Origin of the sequence: Mesorhizobium sp. WSM4887 (genome assembly GCF_029625865.1) — a bacterium.
GTDB lineage: Bacteria > Pseudomonadota > Alphaproteobacteria > Rhizobiales > Rhizobiaceae > Mesorhizobium.
On record NZ_JARTVP010000002.1, the window covers coordinates 745,234 to 761,545 of the forward strand.

Annotated in this window: 12 protein-coding genes; 2 read left to right on the top strand and 10 right to left on the bottom strand. The window is 65.0% G+C overall.

What is annotated here, in order from left to right:
• Nucleotides 1-14 precede the first annotated feature (14 nt).
• The 10 genes from P9230_RS12005 to P9230_RS12050 form a co-directional block, all read right to left on the bottom strand.
• The gene (locus P9230_RS12005; protein ID WP_127239906.1) at nt 15-788 is read right to left on the bottom strand and encodes a glucose 1-dehydrogenase; all 774 of its coding nucleotides are present in this window, start codon (nt 786-788) and stop codon (nt 15-17) included.
• 10 nt (nt 789-798) lie between these two features.
• Complete coding sequence (locus tag P9230_RS12010; RefSeq protein WP_278119152.1) at nt 799-2,133, bottom strand: dihydroorotase family protein; 1,335 nt, start codon at nt 2,131-2,133, stop codon at nt 799-801.
• A gap of 8 nt (nt 2,134-2,141) precedes the next feature.
• Entirely contained in the window at nt 2,142-3,080 is a 939-nt protein-coding gene (locus tag P9230_RS12015) for a polysaccharide deacetylase family protein (RefSeq protein ID WP_278119154.1), read from the bottom strand.
• Between the two features lie 11 nt (nt 3,081-3,091).
• A complete protein-coding gene (locus P9230_RS12020) occupies nt 3,092-4,117 on the bottom strand; it encodes an NAD(P)-dependent oxidoreductase (protein WP_127246536.1) in 1,026 nt (341 codons plus the stop codon).
• Between the two features lie 30 nt (nt 4,118-4,147).
• Nucleotides 4,148-4,912: an SDR family oxidoreductase gene (locus P9230_RS12025; RefSeq protein WP_278119157.1), complete on the bottom strand. Its 765-nt coding sequence runs from the start codon at nt 4,910-4,912 to the stop codon at nt 4,148-4,150.
• Nucleotides 4,909-6,159 carry an MFS transporter gene (locus P9230_RS12030; RefSeq protein ID WP_067327525.1) on the bottom strand — a complete coding sequence of 417 codons (1,251 nt, stop codon included), beginning with the start codon at nt 6,157-6,159 and terminating at the stop codon, nt 4,909-4,911. The genes P9230_RS12025 and P9230_RS12030 overlap by 4 nt, the downstream gene beginning before the upstream one ends.
• Nucleotides 6,156-8,234, bottom strand: a complete 2,079-nt coding sequence (locus tag P9230_RS12035) for an ABC transporter ATP-binding protein (protein ID WP_278119160.1) — start codon at nt 8,232-8,234, stop codon at nt 6,156-6,158. Before P9230_RS12035 ends, P9230_RS12030 begins: the two co-directional genes overlap by 4 nt.
• Nucleotides 8,231-9,112, bottom strand: a complete 882-nt coding sequence (locus P9230_RS12040) for an ABC transporter permease (protein ID WP_245299494.1) — start codon at nt 9,110-9,112, stop codon at nt 8,231-8,233. The genes P9230_RS12035 and P9230_RS12040 overlap by 4 nt, the downstream gene beginning before the upstream one ends.
• Nucleotides 9,109-10,122: an ABC transporter permease gene (locus P9230_RS12045; protein WP_066989127.1), complete on the bottom strand. Its 1,014-nt coding sequence runs from the start codon at nt 10,120-10,122 to the stop codon at nt 9,109-9,111. The genes P9230_RS12040 and P9230_RS12045 overlap by 4 nt, the downstream gene beginning before the upstream one ends.
• Before the next feature lie 77 nt (nt 10,123-10,199).
• Nucleotides 10,200-11,873: an ABC transporter substrate-binding protein gene (locus P9230_RS12050; RefSeq protein ID WP_278055255.1), complete on the bottom strand. Its 1,674-nt coding sequence runs from the start codon at nt 11,871-11,873 to the stop codon at nt 10,200-10,202.
• Between the two features lie 500 nt (nt 11,874-12,373).
• Between P9230_RS12050 and P9230_RS12055 the strand changes: the two genes are divergently transcribed.
• Nucleotides 12,374-14,794, top strand: a complete 2,421-nt coding sequence (locus tag P9230_RS12055; RefSeq protein ID WP_278119161.1) for an FAD-dependent oxidoreductase — start codon at nt 12,374-12,376, stop codon at nt 14,792-14,794.
• Nucleotides 14,795-14,848: 54 nt separating this feature from the next.
• Nucleotides 14,849-16,291, top strand: coding sequence for a dihydropyrimidinase (gene hydA / locus P9230_RS12060; RefSeq protein WP_278086400.1), 1,443 nt, complete (start codon nt 14,849-14,851; stop codon nt 16,289-16,291).
• Nucleotides 16,292-16,312: the final 21 nt, after the last annotated feature.

Here is a 16,312-nt window from a genome sequence, read left to right on the forward strand (position 1 = left end):
CGCGCGATGACCGCTCAGCCGGCCATCCAGCCGCCGTCCACCATCAGGTTGATCCCGGTGACGTATGTCGCAAGGTCGCTGGCCAGGAAAAGCGCCGCGCCGGCGACATCGTTCGGCTCGCCAAGCCGCGGCCATGGCGTGCGGCGGCGCGAATAGTCGAGCGCATCGGGGTCGTTGGCGATGCCCGGCTTGCCGGTGATGATCTTGCCGGGAGCTATCGCATTGCAGACGATCAGGTCCTCGGCGTGATCGACCGCGATCTGGCGCGTCATCTGCACGATCGCGCCCTTGCTGACCGAATAGGGGAAATCGCCCGGGCAGGCGACCATACCGTGCTGCGAGGCGATATTGATGATGCGCCCGCGTACGCCGTTGACCGGCTCCTGCCTGAGCATCTGCAGCACCGCCTGTTGCGAGCAGTAGAAGAAGCCGGTGACGTTGACGTCGATCACCTTCGCCCATTGCTCCGGCGTGGTCTGGAGCAGATTGGTCGAGGTATAGACCGCGGCGTTGTTGACCAGGATATCGAGCCGCCCGAACCGGTCCACCGCCTGCCGCATCATGGTTATGACGGCCTCCTGATCGGCGATGTCCGTGGAGATGAAGATCGCCTCACCGCCAGCCGCTTCGATCAGCCGGACCGTTGTTCCGCCGCCTTCGATAGCTTCCTCGCGCGTATCGGCGACCACCACCTTCGCGCCGTCCTGCGCGTAGCGTTGCGCGATGGCGCGGCCGATGCCGGAGCTCGCGCCGGTGACAATGGCAACCTTGCCGTCCAGAAGACCCATCTTGCCTGCCTCAGCTTTCCCACCGCACCACTTGGCCTTGTCCCGGGTTGACCAGCGCGCCGTCACGCGTGATTTCCTCGCCGCGCAGGAACACCTGCCGCAAGGTGGCTGAAACGCTCCAGCCGTCAAACGGCGTGTAGCCGGCCTTTGACTTCTGGTCGGCATCGCGCATGGCAAAGGTTCGCGTCGGGTCGATGATGAGGATGTCGGCATCGTGGCCGACGGCCAGCCTGCCCTTGCGCCGGCCAAGCCCGAACCGGTCGGCCGGATTGGCCGCGCACAGGCGCGCGATGTCGCGCAGCCCAATCAGGCCTTCGTCGACGAGCTTGAGCATGACGGAGAGCAGCGTCTGCAGTCCGGGCACACCGCCCGGGATGTCCGCGAAAGCCGGATAGCTGGCGGCCTTCTCGGCAGGGCTGTGTGGCGCGTGATCGGTGGCGATGATGTCGATCAGCCCGGCCGCTACAGCCTCGCGGAGGCGCTGCACATCTTGCCTTGTCCGGAACGGCGGTGATCCCTTCAGCCGCGCGCCTTGCTTTTCGTAATCGTCCGCACAGAAGAACAGGTTCTGGGGTGTCGTCTCGACGCTGGCATCGGCGAGATCGCGCAGGCGCCGCCAGGTCTCGACGCCGAGCGCCGAGTTGATCTGGCGGACATGAACGCGCGCGCCGGTCTCGGCCGCCGCCAGCAGCGCCCGCGCGATGCCGTTGGCCTCGGCCAGTGGGGGCCGGCTTTCGCGGAACGCTGCGATGTCGCCAGAATGAACGCGCGCGGCGCTGCCCACCAGCAGCGATTGATCGCCGGGCGAGATGCCGACGATCGCCTTGAGCGCGCTCATCCGCTTCAGCGCGTGAAGAACGGTGTCCACCGTCGGAAAAAGAAACGGCTCTGGGACATCCGCCGTGAAAAGCTCGAACGACACCGGGGCAAGCGCCGCGAGCCTTTCGAGACTGTCCAGCCTCTCGCTGACAACAGCCTGGAAGCCGACATCGACGTTGAGCTTGCCTTCGGCCATCGACATCTTCTCGGCAAGCTGGTCTGCCGTCGCCGTCCAGGGCTCGTCGGTCGGCATGTCGAGCACCGTCGTCACGCCGCCGAGCGCGGCCGCATGCGTGCCCGACAAGAAGTCTTCCTTGTGGGTCAGTCCCGGTTCGCGCAGATGCGCGTGCGCATCGACGAGACCGGGCAGCAGCATACAGCTGCTGGCGTCGATCACCTTCCGTGCTTCGGCCGCGTCTCCTGGCTGGATCAGGGCCGCGATCCTGCCGGCGTTTATGGCAATGTCGCGGCGGGCTTCGCCCTCCGCGTTGACCATCGTCGCGCCGGTGATGAGGGTTTCGAACATTCCGCTGTTCAGCCGGCACGCTTGCCGGCAAACGTCCGGTGATTGTCAAGCCAGTACCGCGCGATGTCGGCGCGCCGCATGAAGATCGCTCCCGGCGTCTTTTGCACGTGCTCGATCACCTCGCGCAGGCCGGACGCCCGGTTCGGCTGGCCCATCCAGCGCGCGTGCACGCAGATATTGAGCATCCGTCCGCCCGTCTCTTCCGCCTCCCACAGCATGTAATCGATGGCCGAGCGGCAATCCTCGGCAAAGTCGCGTGGATTGCTGTAACCCGGCGCGATGAGGAAGCGGCTGTCGTTGAGCGTCTTTGAATAGGGCACAACGAGGATTTTCTCCTCACCATGGTCGACGAAATAGGGCAGCTCGTCGTTGCAGGGATCGGAGTGGTAGAGAAAGCCGCCCTCGCGCACCAGCAGATCGCGGGTGTTGACGCTTGGAAACGAGCGGCAGTTCCAGCCGAGCGGCCGCCGGCCAAGCACCTTCTCGTAAAGCGCGATCGCTTCGTGCAACTGCCGCTCCTCTTCCTCGCGCGGCATGCCGGGATAATCGGTCCAGCGCAGCCCGTGACCGAGCAGGTCGTGGCCGCGCGCATTCATCCACTCGGCGACGGCGGGATTCTTCTCCAGCGCCACCGCGCAGGCCGACACCGTGATCGGCACATCGTAGCGGTCGAACAGCCGGGCCAACCGCCAGATGCCGGCGCGGCTGCCATATTCGAAATGCGTTTCGGTGCCGAGATCGCGATGCGGTGAAAGGCCGGGGTTGTTGTATTCGCCCCAATTGTCGTTGCGGCCGTCATCAAGCCAGTTGTACTCCGACCCTTCCTCGTAATTCAGCACCAGATTGATCGCGACTTTCGCGCCGTCCGGCCAGGTTACATTGGGCGGGTTCGGTCCATAGCCGACGAAGTCGCGCGGCTGGACCGGTTGTGAGGCAGCGCTTGTCATGGCAATCCCTCTCACTTCGTCTCGTTGGCCGAAATCCAGTCCATATAGGCGTGGAACGCCTCCTTGCCCGGCCGCGGGCGCCATGCCGTATCACGCATGATCCGCGCGATGTCGTAGGCGCCCCACATGCCGCCTTTCAGCAACACGTCCTGTACGATATTCGCGTCTTCTCCGGGCGTCACCTCAACCTTCAGCGCCGGAACGCGCTCCTTTGCCCAGGCGATGATCTCGCCGATGGTCTGGCTGGAGCCGGAGCCGATATTGTAGTGGCGGTAATTGAGGCGCGGCGCATCGAGCAGCGCGAGGATCGCGGCAGCGACATCGGTCGAGGCAAGATAGTCGCCCACCGGCTCCAGACTGTTCGGCCGGATCGTTTCGCCGGCCAGGGCCATGTGCGCAACACGGTTGGGGACATGGCGGAAGTTGCGGCTCTCGGTCGCGCGATCCATCGGGCCGTAGACGGAAGCAAGCCGGACCGAAACCGCCGACAGGCCGAACAGGTCGGCATAGCGGTTGGTCACCATCTCGGAGGCGAATTTGGAGATGCCGTAAAGCGTCAAGGGCGCGACGTAGCCGTCCTCCGGCAGCGGCTCGCCGCTCCAGTCGGGGCCATTGTGCCGATAGATGGCTCCCGAACTGACATAGACGAAGCGCTTGACGTTGGCCCGCGCGCGTGCCCATTCGAGCATGCGCACGGTGCCCATGAGGTTGATATCGACGATGCGAGCCGGGTCCTCGGCCTCCGGCTGGCGCTTGGCCTCCGAGGCGCTGCCGCGCGAAATCGGTGTGATGGTCGCGCCATGTACGATCGCGGTGACGTGCTCGTTGTCGAGCGCGCCGGACCACCCCGTCGGATCGAGGATATCCGCGCTGATCACTTTGAGCCGGTCGCGCACCGGAGCGAAATGCCTTTCGGCCGCGGCGTCGAGGCCGGCGCGATCCAGGATGACGGCGCACGCGCCAGGGTCGCGGTCCAGCCAGGCACGCGCCACCACGCTCATGACGAAGCCGGTGCCGCCTGTGACGAGAAGGGTCATGTCTTGGAGCCTCCTATGCTGGAAATTGATTCAACGCACCGCATAGCCGCCATCCACCAGGAGGTCCGTGCCGGTGACGAAGGAAGCGTCGGACGAAAGCAGAAAGGCGCAGGCGGCTGCGATCTCTTCGGGCTCGGCAATTCGTCCGAGCAGATGCGCAGGTCCTAGACCCTTGTCGGCCGCCTCCAGACTGGACCAGCGCTGCAGCAGGCGGGCGGTCGCGACCGCTCCGGGCGACAGGCTGTTCACCCGGATGTTCTGATCCGCATGGTCGATCGCCATCGCCTTCGCCAAATGCACAAGCCCCGCCTTCGCCGCGCAATAGGCCACCGCCTTGCCGACGGCGACGCGCGCGAATTGCGAGCCGATGAAGACGATCGACCCGCCGCCGCTCGATGCCATCAGCGGCACGGCGAATTTGGAGATCAGGAACGCGCCGGTCAGGCTGACGTCGACTTCCAGCCGCCACTTGTCGACGGCAAGGTCGGCCACGGTGCCGTCGGTCGAGGGAGCCGCGGCGTTGTGGACCAGACCGTCCAGCCGGCCGAATGCTTGAGCTGTCGCGTCGACAGCATCTTGGACCGAGTCCTGATCGGTGACATCACAGTCGACAGCCAGAGCATTCGGCCCAAGGCTGGCGGCAAGTGCCTTCGTCGATGCTGTGTCCCGATCCGAGCAGGCGACACGGGCTCCCTCGTCGGCGCAGCGGCGCGCGATCGCCGCGCCGATGCCGCTCGCGGCGCCCGTGATCAGAACGAACTTGCCATCCAGACGGTGGGCAAGGGCGCCGTTCACGGCTCGCCTCCGCACGGCTGCGCAACCGCGACACCGACCGGCCGCCGCCGCAGATTGATGCAAGCCGCAACCGCCACCAGAATGCCGCCGGTGCCGAGCACAAACAGCATGGCCTGCGGCGCGGTACGCTCCATCAGTCCCGCGGCGAGACCCGGCGTCAGGATGTTGCCGATCGAATAGAGCAGAAGCAGCGTGCCCGAAGCCGCCACCATGTGCCGGCTGTGCATGCGCGAATTGGCGAAGGCGATGGCCACAGGATAGACCGTGAGCGCGGTTGCCCCATAGAGGAAGAACAGCAGGAAGAGCAGCGGTAGCGGTCCGCTGCCCAGCCAGGCGATAGAGGCGCATAGCGACACGGAAAGCAGTCCCTGGACAAGCAGCATTATGCGCCTGTCGAACCGGTCGGACAGCCATCCGATAGGCGTCTGCGCCAGCATGCCGGCAATGCTGACGGTCGTCACCAGGCCGACAGTGGCGGCGGCGGACAGTCCGATCTTGGCGCCGTAGATTGGCGTCAGCACGAAGATGTTCATGTTGGTGATGCCTGCCTGGAAGATGCTGACCACCGTTACCGGAGCGAGACGCAGCAACTGGATGACGCCGTAGCGTTCGTCATGCGCCGGGATATCGGCCAGGGACGGCTCGGTTTGCTCGGCGGGCAGGGCAGGCCAAGGCCTGGAGACAAACCGTGCAAGCGCCGACAAGAGCACCGTCGCCGCGCTGACGGCGAACAAATGCGGCGAATGCGCGCCGACGATCTCCAGCAGCAGCTGTCCGAACAGCACCGCGACCGCCGTCGTCAGCATGTAGATGGAAAACAGCCTGCCGCGATTGTGCTGGTCGGCATAGAGGTTGATCCAGCTTTCGCAGACAACGAACATCGCCGCCATGGCAAGGCCGCCGAGCAGTCGGAAGCAGAGCCATGCCGGCATGGAATCGGTGAGCGCGAACCCCGCGGCGGCGAGGCTTGCAAGCACGGTTATGGCGAAGAAGGCGCGCTCATGGCCGACGCGCGACACCAGCGGACGCGCGACGAGGCAGCCGATGAGAAATCCGACCGGGTAAGCGGTCAGCACCAATTGCACTTCGGAGGGGTCGATTCCCGGCGCGCTCAATGCAAGCGAGACCGCGGTGGTCAGCATGGCGCTGCCGGTGCCGGCCAGGCAGATGCGCGCCATGATCGACAGGATGGCGCGCGACCGTTCGGCCTGACGCCAGAGGCGGCCCAGTGAAGCTGGCCTCGTCATGAACGGTCGCTCGCCTCGTCCGGATGCCTGGGACTCTCCAGCGCTTCCGCCGGAATGTGGCAGGCGATCTCGTGCGTGGCGGACATCCTGCGGATCGGTGGCGGTTCCCTGTCGCAGATCGAACCCAGCTTGCGATGGCAGCGGCTGGCAAAGCGGCAGCCGCGCGGCACATCGACGGGGCTCGGCGTGTCGCCGGTCAGCGTGATGCGGTTGCGCTCTGCCCCTTCCGGTTTGGTGCTGCGGATCGCCGAGATCAGCGCCTCGGTGTACGGATGGGTCGCACCGCCGAAGATCTCCTCGACGGTGCCTTTTTCCATCACCTTGCCGAGATACATCACCACGACCTTGTCGGCGACGTGGCGCACCAGCGCCAGGTCATGGCTGATGAACAGCATCGTCGCATGCCGGGTCTTCTGGATGTCGAGCAGCAGCGTCACCACGGCCGCCTGCACGGAGACATCCAGCGCCGACACAGGCTCGTCGGCGACGATCAGCGACGGATCGGAGGCGAAGGCGCGGGCGATGGCGATGCGCTGCTTCTGCCCGCCGGACAACTGGCTCGGCCGGCGGGCGGCGAAGTCCGGCGAAAGCCGGACCATCTCCAGCAGCTCGCGCATGCGCTGGTCGATGGCCGCCTTGCCCTTGCGGATGCCGAACTTCTTCAGCGAGCGACGGATCGAGAAGCCGGCGCTGTGCGACGGATTGAGCGTCGAGTCCGGGTTCTGGAACACCATCTGGATCGATTGCAGCAGGGGCTTCGGCCGCGCGCTCGCTTCGATCGCGGCGATGTTTTCGCCAGCCATGCGGATTTCGCCCGAAGTGGCGCGGTCGAGGCCGGTGACGATACGCGCCAGGGTCGACTTGCCGCAGCCGGATTCGCCGACCAGCGCGACGATCTCGGCCTTGCCGGCCTCGAAGGATACGGCCTCATTGGCCTTCAGCGTCTTGTGGTGACCGAGGTGATAGAACTTGGTGATGTCGGAGAAAGTGATCTCGGCTGCCGGTGCCGCACTCTCGCCGGATAGCGGCGGAAGCTCGCGATGAGCCACCTCGAGTTCGGGCCAGCGCACGCAGCGCACAACATGCCGCTCGCCGACCGGTTCCAGCGTCATGCCGGGCCGGTCGCACAGGCCGGCGCGGAAACCGGCGCAGCGCGGACCAAACAGGCAGCCGCGCGGCCGCTCCGACGGCAGCGGGATATGGCCCGGAATGGCGGCAAGCGTGCGACTGTGCTTGCCGTGCCCGATATCGGGAATGCAGTCGATCAGCCCTTGCGTGTAGGGATGGCGTGGCCGGCCGAACAGCTCGCACGTCGGCGCCTCCTCGACCAGCTCGCCGGAATACATGATGCCGACCCGGTCGCAGCTTTCGGCGATCAGACCGAGATTGTGCGAGATGAACAGCAGGCTGGTTCCATAGCGACGGCGCAGCTCGCCGATCAGATCGATCACCGCCGACTCCACCGTCACGTCGAGACCGGTGGTCGGCTCGTCGAGCAGGAGCAGCGACGGCCGCCCGAGCAGCGCCATGGCGATGACGACGCGCTGCTGCTGGCCGCCCGAAAGCTGGTGCGGATAGCGCTTCAGCATGTCGCCGGCATCGGGCAGGCGCACGTCTTTCAGCATGGCGGCTGCCATGTCGAGCGCCTCGACGCGACTTGCGCCGAGATGAAGCATCGGCACCTCGGCAAGCTGCGCGCCGATCGTTTTGACCGGATTGAGCGCGCTCATCGGGTCCTGATAGACCATGGCGATGCGCCGCCCGCGTATGGCGCGAAGCTTATGCGCCGGTGCGTTGACCAGTTCCTCGCGTTCGAAGCGGATACTGCCGCCGGCGACGACGCCTGTCGCACCGAGATAGCCCATGATCGCCATCGCCGTGGTGCTCTTGCCGCAGCCGGATTCGCCGACCAGCCCGAGGCTTTCGCCGGGCTTCACCTCGAAAGACAGCTTCGGCACCGCAACGATCGTCTCGGCCTTCCCGCGAAACTCGATGCGCAGATCTCGGACAGCGAGGAGCGGCGTCTCGGACGCACGCTCGCCTTTCGTCGAAATTGGCTCGGCGACCATCGTCATGGCTTCCAGGCCTCCCGCAGGCCGTCGGCCAAAAGATTGAAACCCAGAACCAGGCTGACGATGGCGATTGAGGGCAGCACCGACATCAAAGGCCAGACGTTGAGCACCGTCGTGCTTTCCTTGACCATGCCGCCCCAGTCGGGATTGGGCGGCGGCAGGCCAAGGCCAAGGAAGCCGAGGATGCCGATGGTGATGATGGTGTAGCCGATGCGCAGACAGGCATCGACGATCAGCATGCCGCGGCAGTTGGGCAACAGCTCGACAAGCATGATGTATAAAGTACTTTCGGCGCGCAGCCTTGCGGCGGCGATGTATTCCTGCTCCTTCAGGCCGAGTACCAGCCCGCGCGTTATTCGCCCGATTCCTGGCGCCGAGGCGATCGTCGTGGCGATGACGATGTTGATTATCGATGGCCCGATATTGGCGATCAGGATGACGTAGAGGACCAGCACCGGGAAGGCGAGGATGATGTCGGAAAGGCGGCTGATCACGGCATCGATCCAGCCGCCGTAATAGCCGGCGATCATGCCGAGCGTGATGCCGACGATCATGGCGACCGCAACCGAAAGCGGCGCGACGACCAGCACGGTGCGGGCGCCGAAGATCAGGCGAGACAGCTCATCGCGGCCGAGAATGTCGACGCCGAGCCAATGCGCCGCCGATGGCGTCGGGTCGGCTAGCGCCATCACATCCTGCTCGGTCGGAGAATAGAGCGGCAGCACCGGTGCGAGGATCGCCGCAAGCACCCAGAAGCCGACCAGGAACAGCCCGACCAGTGCGGTAGGCGAGCGCAGGATGCGCGCCCATTTCAGGCGTGCCCTGCCCGTTGCCTTGACGGCTGTCGCCTCCATAGCTCTTTGCTCGACCAGTGCGCTCATCGCAATCTTATGCGTGGATCGAGCAGCATGTAACCGAGATCGCCGACGAATTGCGTCGTGACCGCGATGGCGACGGTGATCAGCGTGGCCGCCTCGATGGTCGCGATGTCGCCGAACAGGCTGGCATCGAGCAGCAGCCGACCGAAGCCGGGATAGGCGAAGACGAGTTCGGTCACCACCACGCCGCTGATCAGGAAGTTGATCTGCAGGAGCAGCACCGTGAACGGGGCGATCATCGCGTTTCGCAGGGCATGGCCGATGACGACCTGGCGCGTGCTCATTCCCTTCAGCACCGCGGTGCGGATAAAGGGCTTTTCCATCACCCCGATCATGGACACGCGGATCATGCGCGCGACATAGCCGAAATCATAGATGACGAGCACCGCCACCGGCAGCACGAGCTGCGAGGGAACGGACCAGCCGCCCTCTGTATCGAGCGGGCTGGTGCCCGGCAGCACGGGCCAGAGAATGACGAATAGGGTGACCAGAAACACGCCCGACGCGAATTCCGGGATCGAGGTGAAGGTTATGCAGATCACCGACAAGAGCCGGTCGAGCACGCCGCCTTCCTTCAGGCCGGACAGGATGCCGAAGACGATCGACAGCGGCACGATCAGCAGAAAGGCCAGCCCGGCCAGGATCGCCGTATTGCCGAGCCGGTTCCAGATGACGTCGTTGACGGGCAGCTTGTTCAGCGTCGAATAGCCGAAATTGCCGAAATACTGCGCGCCGCGCGGATCCTTGAAATTGAGCCCGGTGCTCGGGTCCTGGAGCGGATCCGGAATGATGCCGAGCAGCACGCCCGCCCAGCGCCCGTAGCGCACCAGCAGCGGATCGTCGGCCCTCAGCTTCTTGGTCAGGAAATCGACCTGCTCTTGCGTCGCGAACGGCCCGAGCGATTTGCGCGCGACGCTGCCCGGGGTGAACTCGCAGACGGCGAATACCAGAAACGACGCCGCGACCATGGTGAGCAGCATCATCGCCAGCCGTTTCGCCACGAATATTGCCATCAGCCGGACGTTTCCGTTCTGGGTGCGAGTGGAAAGGAACGCCCGGCCGTTCTGTCGCCGGCCGGGCGCAGCGTGGTCTAGGCGGAGGCGACCGCATAATCCTTGGCGAAGATGTACTGTGATGGATGCAGTTCGAAGCCCTGCACCTTCTTGTCCATGACGGTCGAGAAGATGCGCCAGAACGGCTGCACGATCGGGCCCTCGTCCTGCATGATCAGCTCGATCTTCTCCATCACCTTGCTGCGCTCCTTCGGGTCGAGAATGCCCTCGGCCTGGGTGAGCAGCTTGTCGAATTCGGCGTTCGAGAAATGCGATTCATTCCAGGCGGCATTGGAGCGGTAGGCGAGGCCGAGCGTCATGATGGCGAGCGGGCGGTGGCCCCAGGCGGTCAGGCTGAAGGGCGCGCTGGTCCACACTTCCCAGTACTGCGCGCTCGGCAGCGACTTGATGTTGGCCTTGATGCCGATGTCCTTCAGCTGTTCGGCCATCGCCTGTGTCGTGTTGAGCTCCCAGATCGGGTCGGGCCGCGTCACCAAATCCAATTCGAAACCGTCGGCATGGCCGGCGTCGGCCATCAGCTTCTTCGCCTTCTCGACGTCGCGCGGCCATTTGGGCAGCGCGGCATATTCGGGGTGCGACGGCGCCACATGGTGGTCCTCGGCCGGCGTGCCGGCGCCGAGCAGGACGGTCTGGATGATCTTGTCGCGGTCGAGCGCATGGCGCATGGCCTGGCGCACGCGCTTGTCCTTGAACTGCTCGACATCGGGATGCATGCGCATGACGATGGTCTGCGTCGTCTCGACCTTGTGGACCGAGACATGCGGGAAGGCCTTCATCGAATTGATCTGCACCGCGTCGGCTTCCGACAGGCCATCGACCTGCTTGGACGCCATCGCGGCGATGCCGGCGCCGGGATTGTCGCCGAGATCGACGAATTCGAACGTGTCGAGATGCGCGGCACCGCCCCAATAATCGGCCCGCGCCTTGTACTTCGCGCCCTTGCCGACCGTGTATTCGACCATCTCGAAGGGACCGGTGCCGTTGGCGCTCGGGCCGAAGGCGCCATTGTCCTTCGGATCGAGGATGAACATCGGATAATGGAAGAGATGTTCGGCGACCGCGATCTGCGGCGAGAACAGGTTCAGCCGCACCGTGCTGTCGTCGACCTTCTCGATCGCCTTGTCGGACCAGAGCCGGCTCGACTTCTTCGGATTGCCCTTGTCGTCCTTCTCGCCGGTATCGTACTCCTCGACGAGATAGCCGGTGAACAGGCCGAGCACCGAGGAGCCGACTTTGGGATCGCTGACACGCTTCAGGTTCCAGACCACGTCGTCGGCATTAAGCGCCCTGCCGTCACGCCATTTCACATCCTTGCGGATGTGCAGCGTCCAGGTCTTCAGGTCATCGCTGACGTCCCACTTCTCCAAGAGATAGGGGTGAGTGATGTTGTTGCGGTCGGTAAAGGTCAAATATTCGCAGACCTGGCGGATGACGTTGGATTTTTCGGCGAAGTCGGCCAGATGCGGATCCTTGATCTCCATGCAGCGCATGCCGATGCGCAAATTGCCGCCTTTCGGCAGGTCGCCGGCACGCGCTTGCGTCGCCGGGTCGATGATGCCGGCCATGGCATAGGCCGCGCCGGCCGAAAGCCCGAGCAGCGTCGACTTGCGCAAGAAGTCCCTGCGGCTGATCTCGCCGTCGTTAAGCTGATCGAGCAGTGTCGGAATATAGGGATGCGATGTCTTGTCCAAGGTCTTAACCTCCGAGTTGTCGCGATGCGCGTGCCGGACATGGCGCTTCGGCGCTGTCTTTTCGACTGATGCGGAACCGGTTTTGAAGGCCGCGGCGCGACCGCGCCGCCGGACCGTCAAGACGCATGGACGACGAGAGGCATGCCGGTCTGACCGGTCTGTATCCGCGCTCGGAATGCAGGTCCATGGCGGGTGGCTCCCATTGGTGGCGCCGCTGGTCGCGGCTGCTCAATTCCCCGCCAAAAGCTACACCCGGCCTCTATGCCTACAAACGAAGATTGATGTGGCTATGACCTCGTTTTTTTTGCTCTTAACTGCCCCGAAAAGCAGCAGCCAGCCCCAATAGCAGGCTTTACAGTCGTTTCCCGAGCTTTCTACATTGCCGGCGTTCGAAAAAGTGGGGTCATGTTGTCGGCACAAGAGCCAGCACGGACCCCTGTTGTTATCCGGCCCGCCGCCCGGCCGTCCGGCTCCGGCACACAGCCACAAGGAACACGTAAATGCGGACTCATGCCCAGGCTGTTGTGATCGGCGGCGGCCTGATCGGATGCTCGATCCTCTATCATCTGACCAAGCACGGCTGGAGCGATGTCGTGCTGTTCGAGCGCGACGAGCTCACCTCGGGCTCGACCTGGCATGCTGCGGCCAATATTCACGGCTTGCACGACTCGACCAATATCAGCCGCCTGCAGCATTACACCATGGCGCTCTACAAGGAGCTGGAGAAGGAGACTGGTCAGGGCTGCGGCATCTTCCAGCCGGGATCGCTTTATCTCGCCCAGACCGAGGCGCGTGAACATCAGCTCCGGCTGCAGGAAGCCAAAGCGCGCCGCTACAAGATGAACTTCTACGAGGTCGACCGCGCGGAGGCCGAGCGGCTGCACCCGCTCGTCGACTTCGACGGCATACGCTGCATCATGTACGAACCCGAAGGCGGCAATGTCGATCCTTCGGGCGTGACGGCCGCCTACGCGGCCGGCGCGCGCCAGCGTGGCGCCGAAATCCACCGCTTCACCGCGGTGACCGGAACGGAGCAGCAGCCGGACGGCAGCTGGATCGTGCGCACCACCAAGGGCGACGTCCGCACGCAATGGGTGGTGAACGCCGCCGGACTGTGGGCGCGTGAGGTCGGCGCGATGGCCGGGTTGGCGCTGCCCCTCATACCGACCGAGCACCAGTATTTCGTCACCGAGACCATCCCAGAGATCGCCTCGATGGGCCGGCGTCTGCCTTCGGTCGCCGACCGCGATGGCGAATATTACCTGCGTCAGGAGGGCCTCGGCCTGCTGATCGGCGCCTATGAGCGGGCCATGAAATTCTGGGCCGAGGACGGCACTCCGCAGGATTTCGGCCACGAGCTGTTCCCGGACGATCTGGAACGCATCGAGGAGAACATGATGCGCGCCATCGCCCGCGTGCCGGCGGTCGGCGCCGCCGGCGTCAAGAGGGTGATCAACGGACCGATGATCTGGTCGCCGGACAGCGCCGCGCTGTTCGGCCCGGTTCCGGAGCTGCGCAACTATTTCTGCTGCGCCGGCATCATTCCGGGCTTTTCGCAATCCGGCGGCCTCGGGCGCCTGGCGGCCGAGTGGATGATCGAGGGCGAGCCGACGCTCGACATGTTCGGCTGGGATCTCGCCCGCTTCGGCCACTGGGCGGGCAAGGCATTCGTCAAGGCGCGCGTGCAGGACCAGTACAGCCATCGCTTCAAGATCCATTTCCCGAACGAGGAGCGCGCTGCGGGCCGGCCTGTGCGCATACGGCCGGCCTATTCCATGCAGAAAGAAAACGGCGCGGTGTTCGGCCTGAACTTCGGCTGGGAGCATCCGCTGTGGTTCTCGATCGACGGCGAGCCGCGCGAGGAGACGATCGGCTTCACCAGGCAGAACTGGTGGCACCCTGTCGGCCGCGAGGCGCGCATGCTGCGCGACCATGTCGGCATCATCGACATCTCCAACTTCGCCAAATACGAGGTGAAGGGGCCGGGCGCCGAGGCCTGGCTGAACGCGCTTTTCGCCAACAAGATTCCCTCGCGGGTCGGACGATCCTGCCTGACGCCGCTGATCGGCAAGCGCGGAGGCATCGCCGGCGACTTCACCGTCACCAAGCTGGCGGAGGACGAGTATCGCGTCTTCGGCTCCGGCATGGCCGAGCGCTATCATCAGCGTTTCTTCAAGATGCTGCCCTTGCCGGAGGGCACGACGTTCCGCTCGCTCACCGAGGACATGTGCGGCTTCAACGTCGCCGGGCCGAAGTCGCGCGCGGTGCTGCAGCGCCTGACCAATGACGATTTGACGACGGCGTCGTTCCCCTTCATGGCCTCGCGCCGCATCACCGTTGCCGGGCTCGATGTCATTGCGCTGCGCGTCTCCTTCACCGGCGATCTCGGCTGGGAGCTCTATTGCGAGGAGAAGGACCAGACCGCTCTTTACAACGCCCTGCTCGACGCGGCGCGTCAGGAAGGCGGCGGGCCGGTCGGCTCGCGCGCGCTGATGTCGCTCAGGGTGGAGAAGGGCTATGGCAGCTGGGGCCGCGAATACTCGCCCGAATATTGGCCGCAGGAAGTGAAGTTCGACCGCCTGATCAAGATGGATAAGGGCGACTTCCTCAACCGCGACGCCTATGCCGCGCTGGCATCGCAGCCGGCCCGCGACGAGCTGATCATGATCTCGATCGAGGCGAAGGATGCCGACGCCACCGGCGGCGAGCCGATCTTCCTTCCCGATGGCACGCCGGTCGGCCAGGTCACGTCTGGCGCCTACGGCTATCATGTCGGGATGTCGCTGGCGCTCGGCTACGTGAAGGCGGGCTCGGTGAAATCCGGCGATGCCGTCACCGTCGCGATCCTCGGCCGGCCGCACAATGCCGTGTTGCTCGACAGGCCGCCCTTCGATCCCGATGGCAAGCGGCTGAGGGCCTGACCGGTGCTTGCCTGCCCGGTGACCCGCAACAGCACAGCGGCGTGAGCGGCACGAATGGCGCGGCGCTCGCATCAGCTGGTCGTAAAAGGCGGTAGGGTCGCTTTGGATGACGGTTGGCGGGATTGCGACGTCGGCATCGATGACGGCCGCATTGCGGCGATCGATTCAGGCCTGCAAGGTGGGCAAACCATTGACGCCGCGGGCCTGTGGGTGATGCCTGGCGGCATCGATGCCCACTGCCATCTCGACCAGCCTGTTTGGGGCGGGGCCGGTAACGCCGACGATTTTGAATCGGGCTCCATCTCGGCCGCATTCGGCGGCACGACCTGCATCGTGCCCTTCGGCATGCCGGGTCCAAATATGACCACGGTGGATGCGCTCGAACGGGCGATGGGCTGCGCGGCCGGCCGTTCCATCATCGACTACGGCCTCCATGCGGTGGTGACGATGGGGACCGGCGCCAACGTCGAGGCACAACTTAGCCAATTGGCCGGGCAAGGCATTGCTTCGGTCAAGCTTTTCATGACCTACCAGGGCTTCGCGGTCGACGACGACCTGTTCTTCACCGTGCTCGATACGGCGAGGAAGCTCGGCTGGATCGTCATGGTTCATGCCGAGAACGATGCCGCCATTCGGCGCACGCGGCAGCGGCTGATCGAGCTTGGCCGCACCGAGATGCGCTATCACGCCGTGGCGCACAGCGAGATCATGGAGCGCGAGGCGACCCATCGGGCTCTGGCGCTGGCGGAGATGACCGGCACCCGCATGACCATCGTCCATGTGTCGTCGCGGCAGTCCGCCGAGGAAGTCGCGCGGGCGCGTCAGCGCGGCGTCGACGTCGCGGCCGAAACCTGCCCGCAATACATCTTCCTCGGTGCCGCGGACCTCGCCCGCCCAGGCAGGGACGCCGCCCGCTTCGTCTTTTCGCCGCCGCCGCGCACGCCGCATAGCCGCGAGCATCTCTGGCGGCTGCTGGCGGACGGCGGCATCGACCTCTGGTCGTCCGATCATTCGCCCTATTATTTCGCCGACAAGATCGGCAAGGCGCCGGAGCCAGGTTTCACCACGACATTGAGCGGTATTCCGGGCCTGGAAACCAGGCTGCCGCTGCTGTTTTCCGAAGGGCTGCTGACGGGGCGCCTTTCGCTGCAGCGATATCTGGATCTGACCTCGCGCAATGCCGCCGCGATCTACGGTCTCGACCACCGCAAGGGTCGCATCGCCCCCGGCCTGGACGCTGATCTCGCGCTCTGGGACCCGGCACGCAAGTGGACCATCGGCCACGAAATGCTGCACTCGCGCGTCGACTTTTCGCCTTACGAAGGCAAGGCGGTGACGGGCAAGCCGATCACCGTGCTGCTGCGTGGTGAGCCGCTGATCGCGGGCGAAAAGCTGCAGGCGCAAGCTGGTTTCGGCGGCTTCGTCGCGCGCCGTCCGTCCGATCCGGCAAAGGCCGGCACGGCTGTGGAGGACACCACGCCATGGCTCGACCCCTGATTGGGCGACTTGGAATATCGG

Coding starts and splice junctions, on each gene's coding strand:
- P9230_RS12005 (WP_127239906.1), bottom strand. CDS start 788: ATGGGTCTTCTGGACGGCAAGGTTGCCATTGTCACCGGCGCGAGCTCC.
- P9230_RS12010 (WP_278119152.1), bottom strand. CDS start 2,133: ATGTTCGAAACCCTCATCACCGGCGCGACGATGGTCAACGCGGAGGGC.
- P9230_RS12015 (WP_278119154.1), bottom strand. CDS start 3,080: ATGACAAGCGCTGCCTCACAACCGGTCCAGCCGCGCGACTTCGTCGGC.
- P9230_RS12020 (WP_127246536.1), bottom strand. CDS start 4,117: ATGACCCTTCTCGTCACAGGCGGCACCGGCTTCGTCATGAGCGTGGTG.
- P9230_RS12030 (WP_067327525.1), bottom strand. CDS start 6,159: ATGACGAGGCCAGCTTCACTGGGCCGCCTCTGGCGTCAGGCCGAACGG.
- P9230_RS12035 (WP_278119160.1), bottom strand. CDS start 8,234: ATGACGATGGTCGCCGAGCCAATTTCGACGAAAGGCGAGCGTGCGTCC.
- P9230_RS12040 (WP_245299494.1), bottom strand. CDS start 9,112: ATGAGCGCACTGGTCGAGCAAAGAGCTATGGAGGCGACAGCCGTCAAG.
- P9230_RS12045 (WP_066989127.1), bottom strand. CDS start 10,122: ATGGCAATATTCGTGGCGAAACGGCTGGCGATGATGCTGCTCACCATG.
- P9230_RS12055 (WP_278119161.1), top strand. CDS start 12,374: ATGCGGACTCATGCCCAGGCTGTTGTGATCGGCGGCGGCCTGATCGGA.
- hydA (WP_278086400.1), top strand. CDS start 14,849: ATGGCGCGGCGCTCGCATCAGCTGGTCGTAAAAGGCGGTAGGGTCGCT.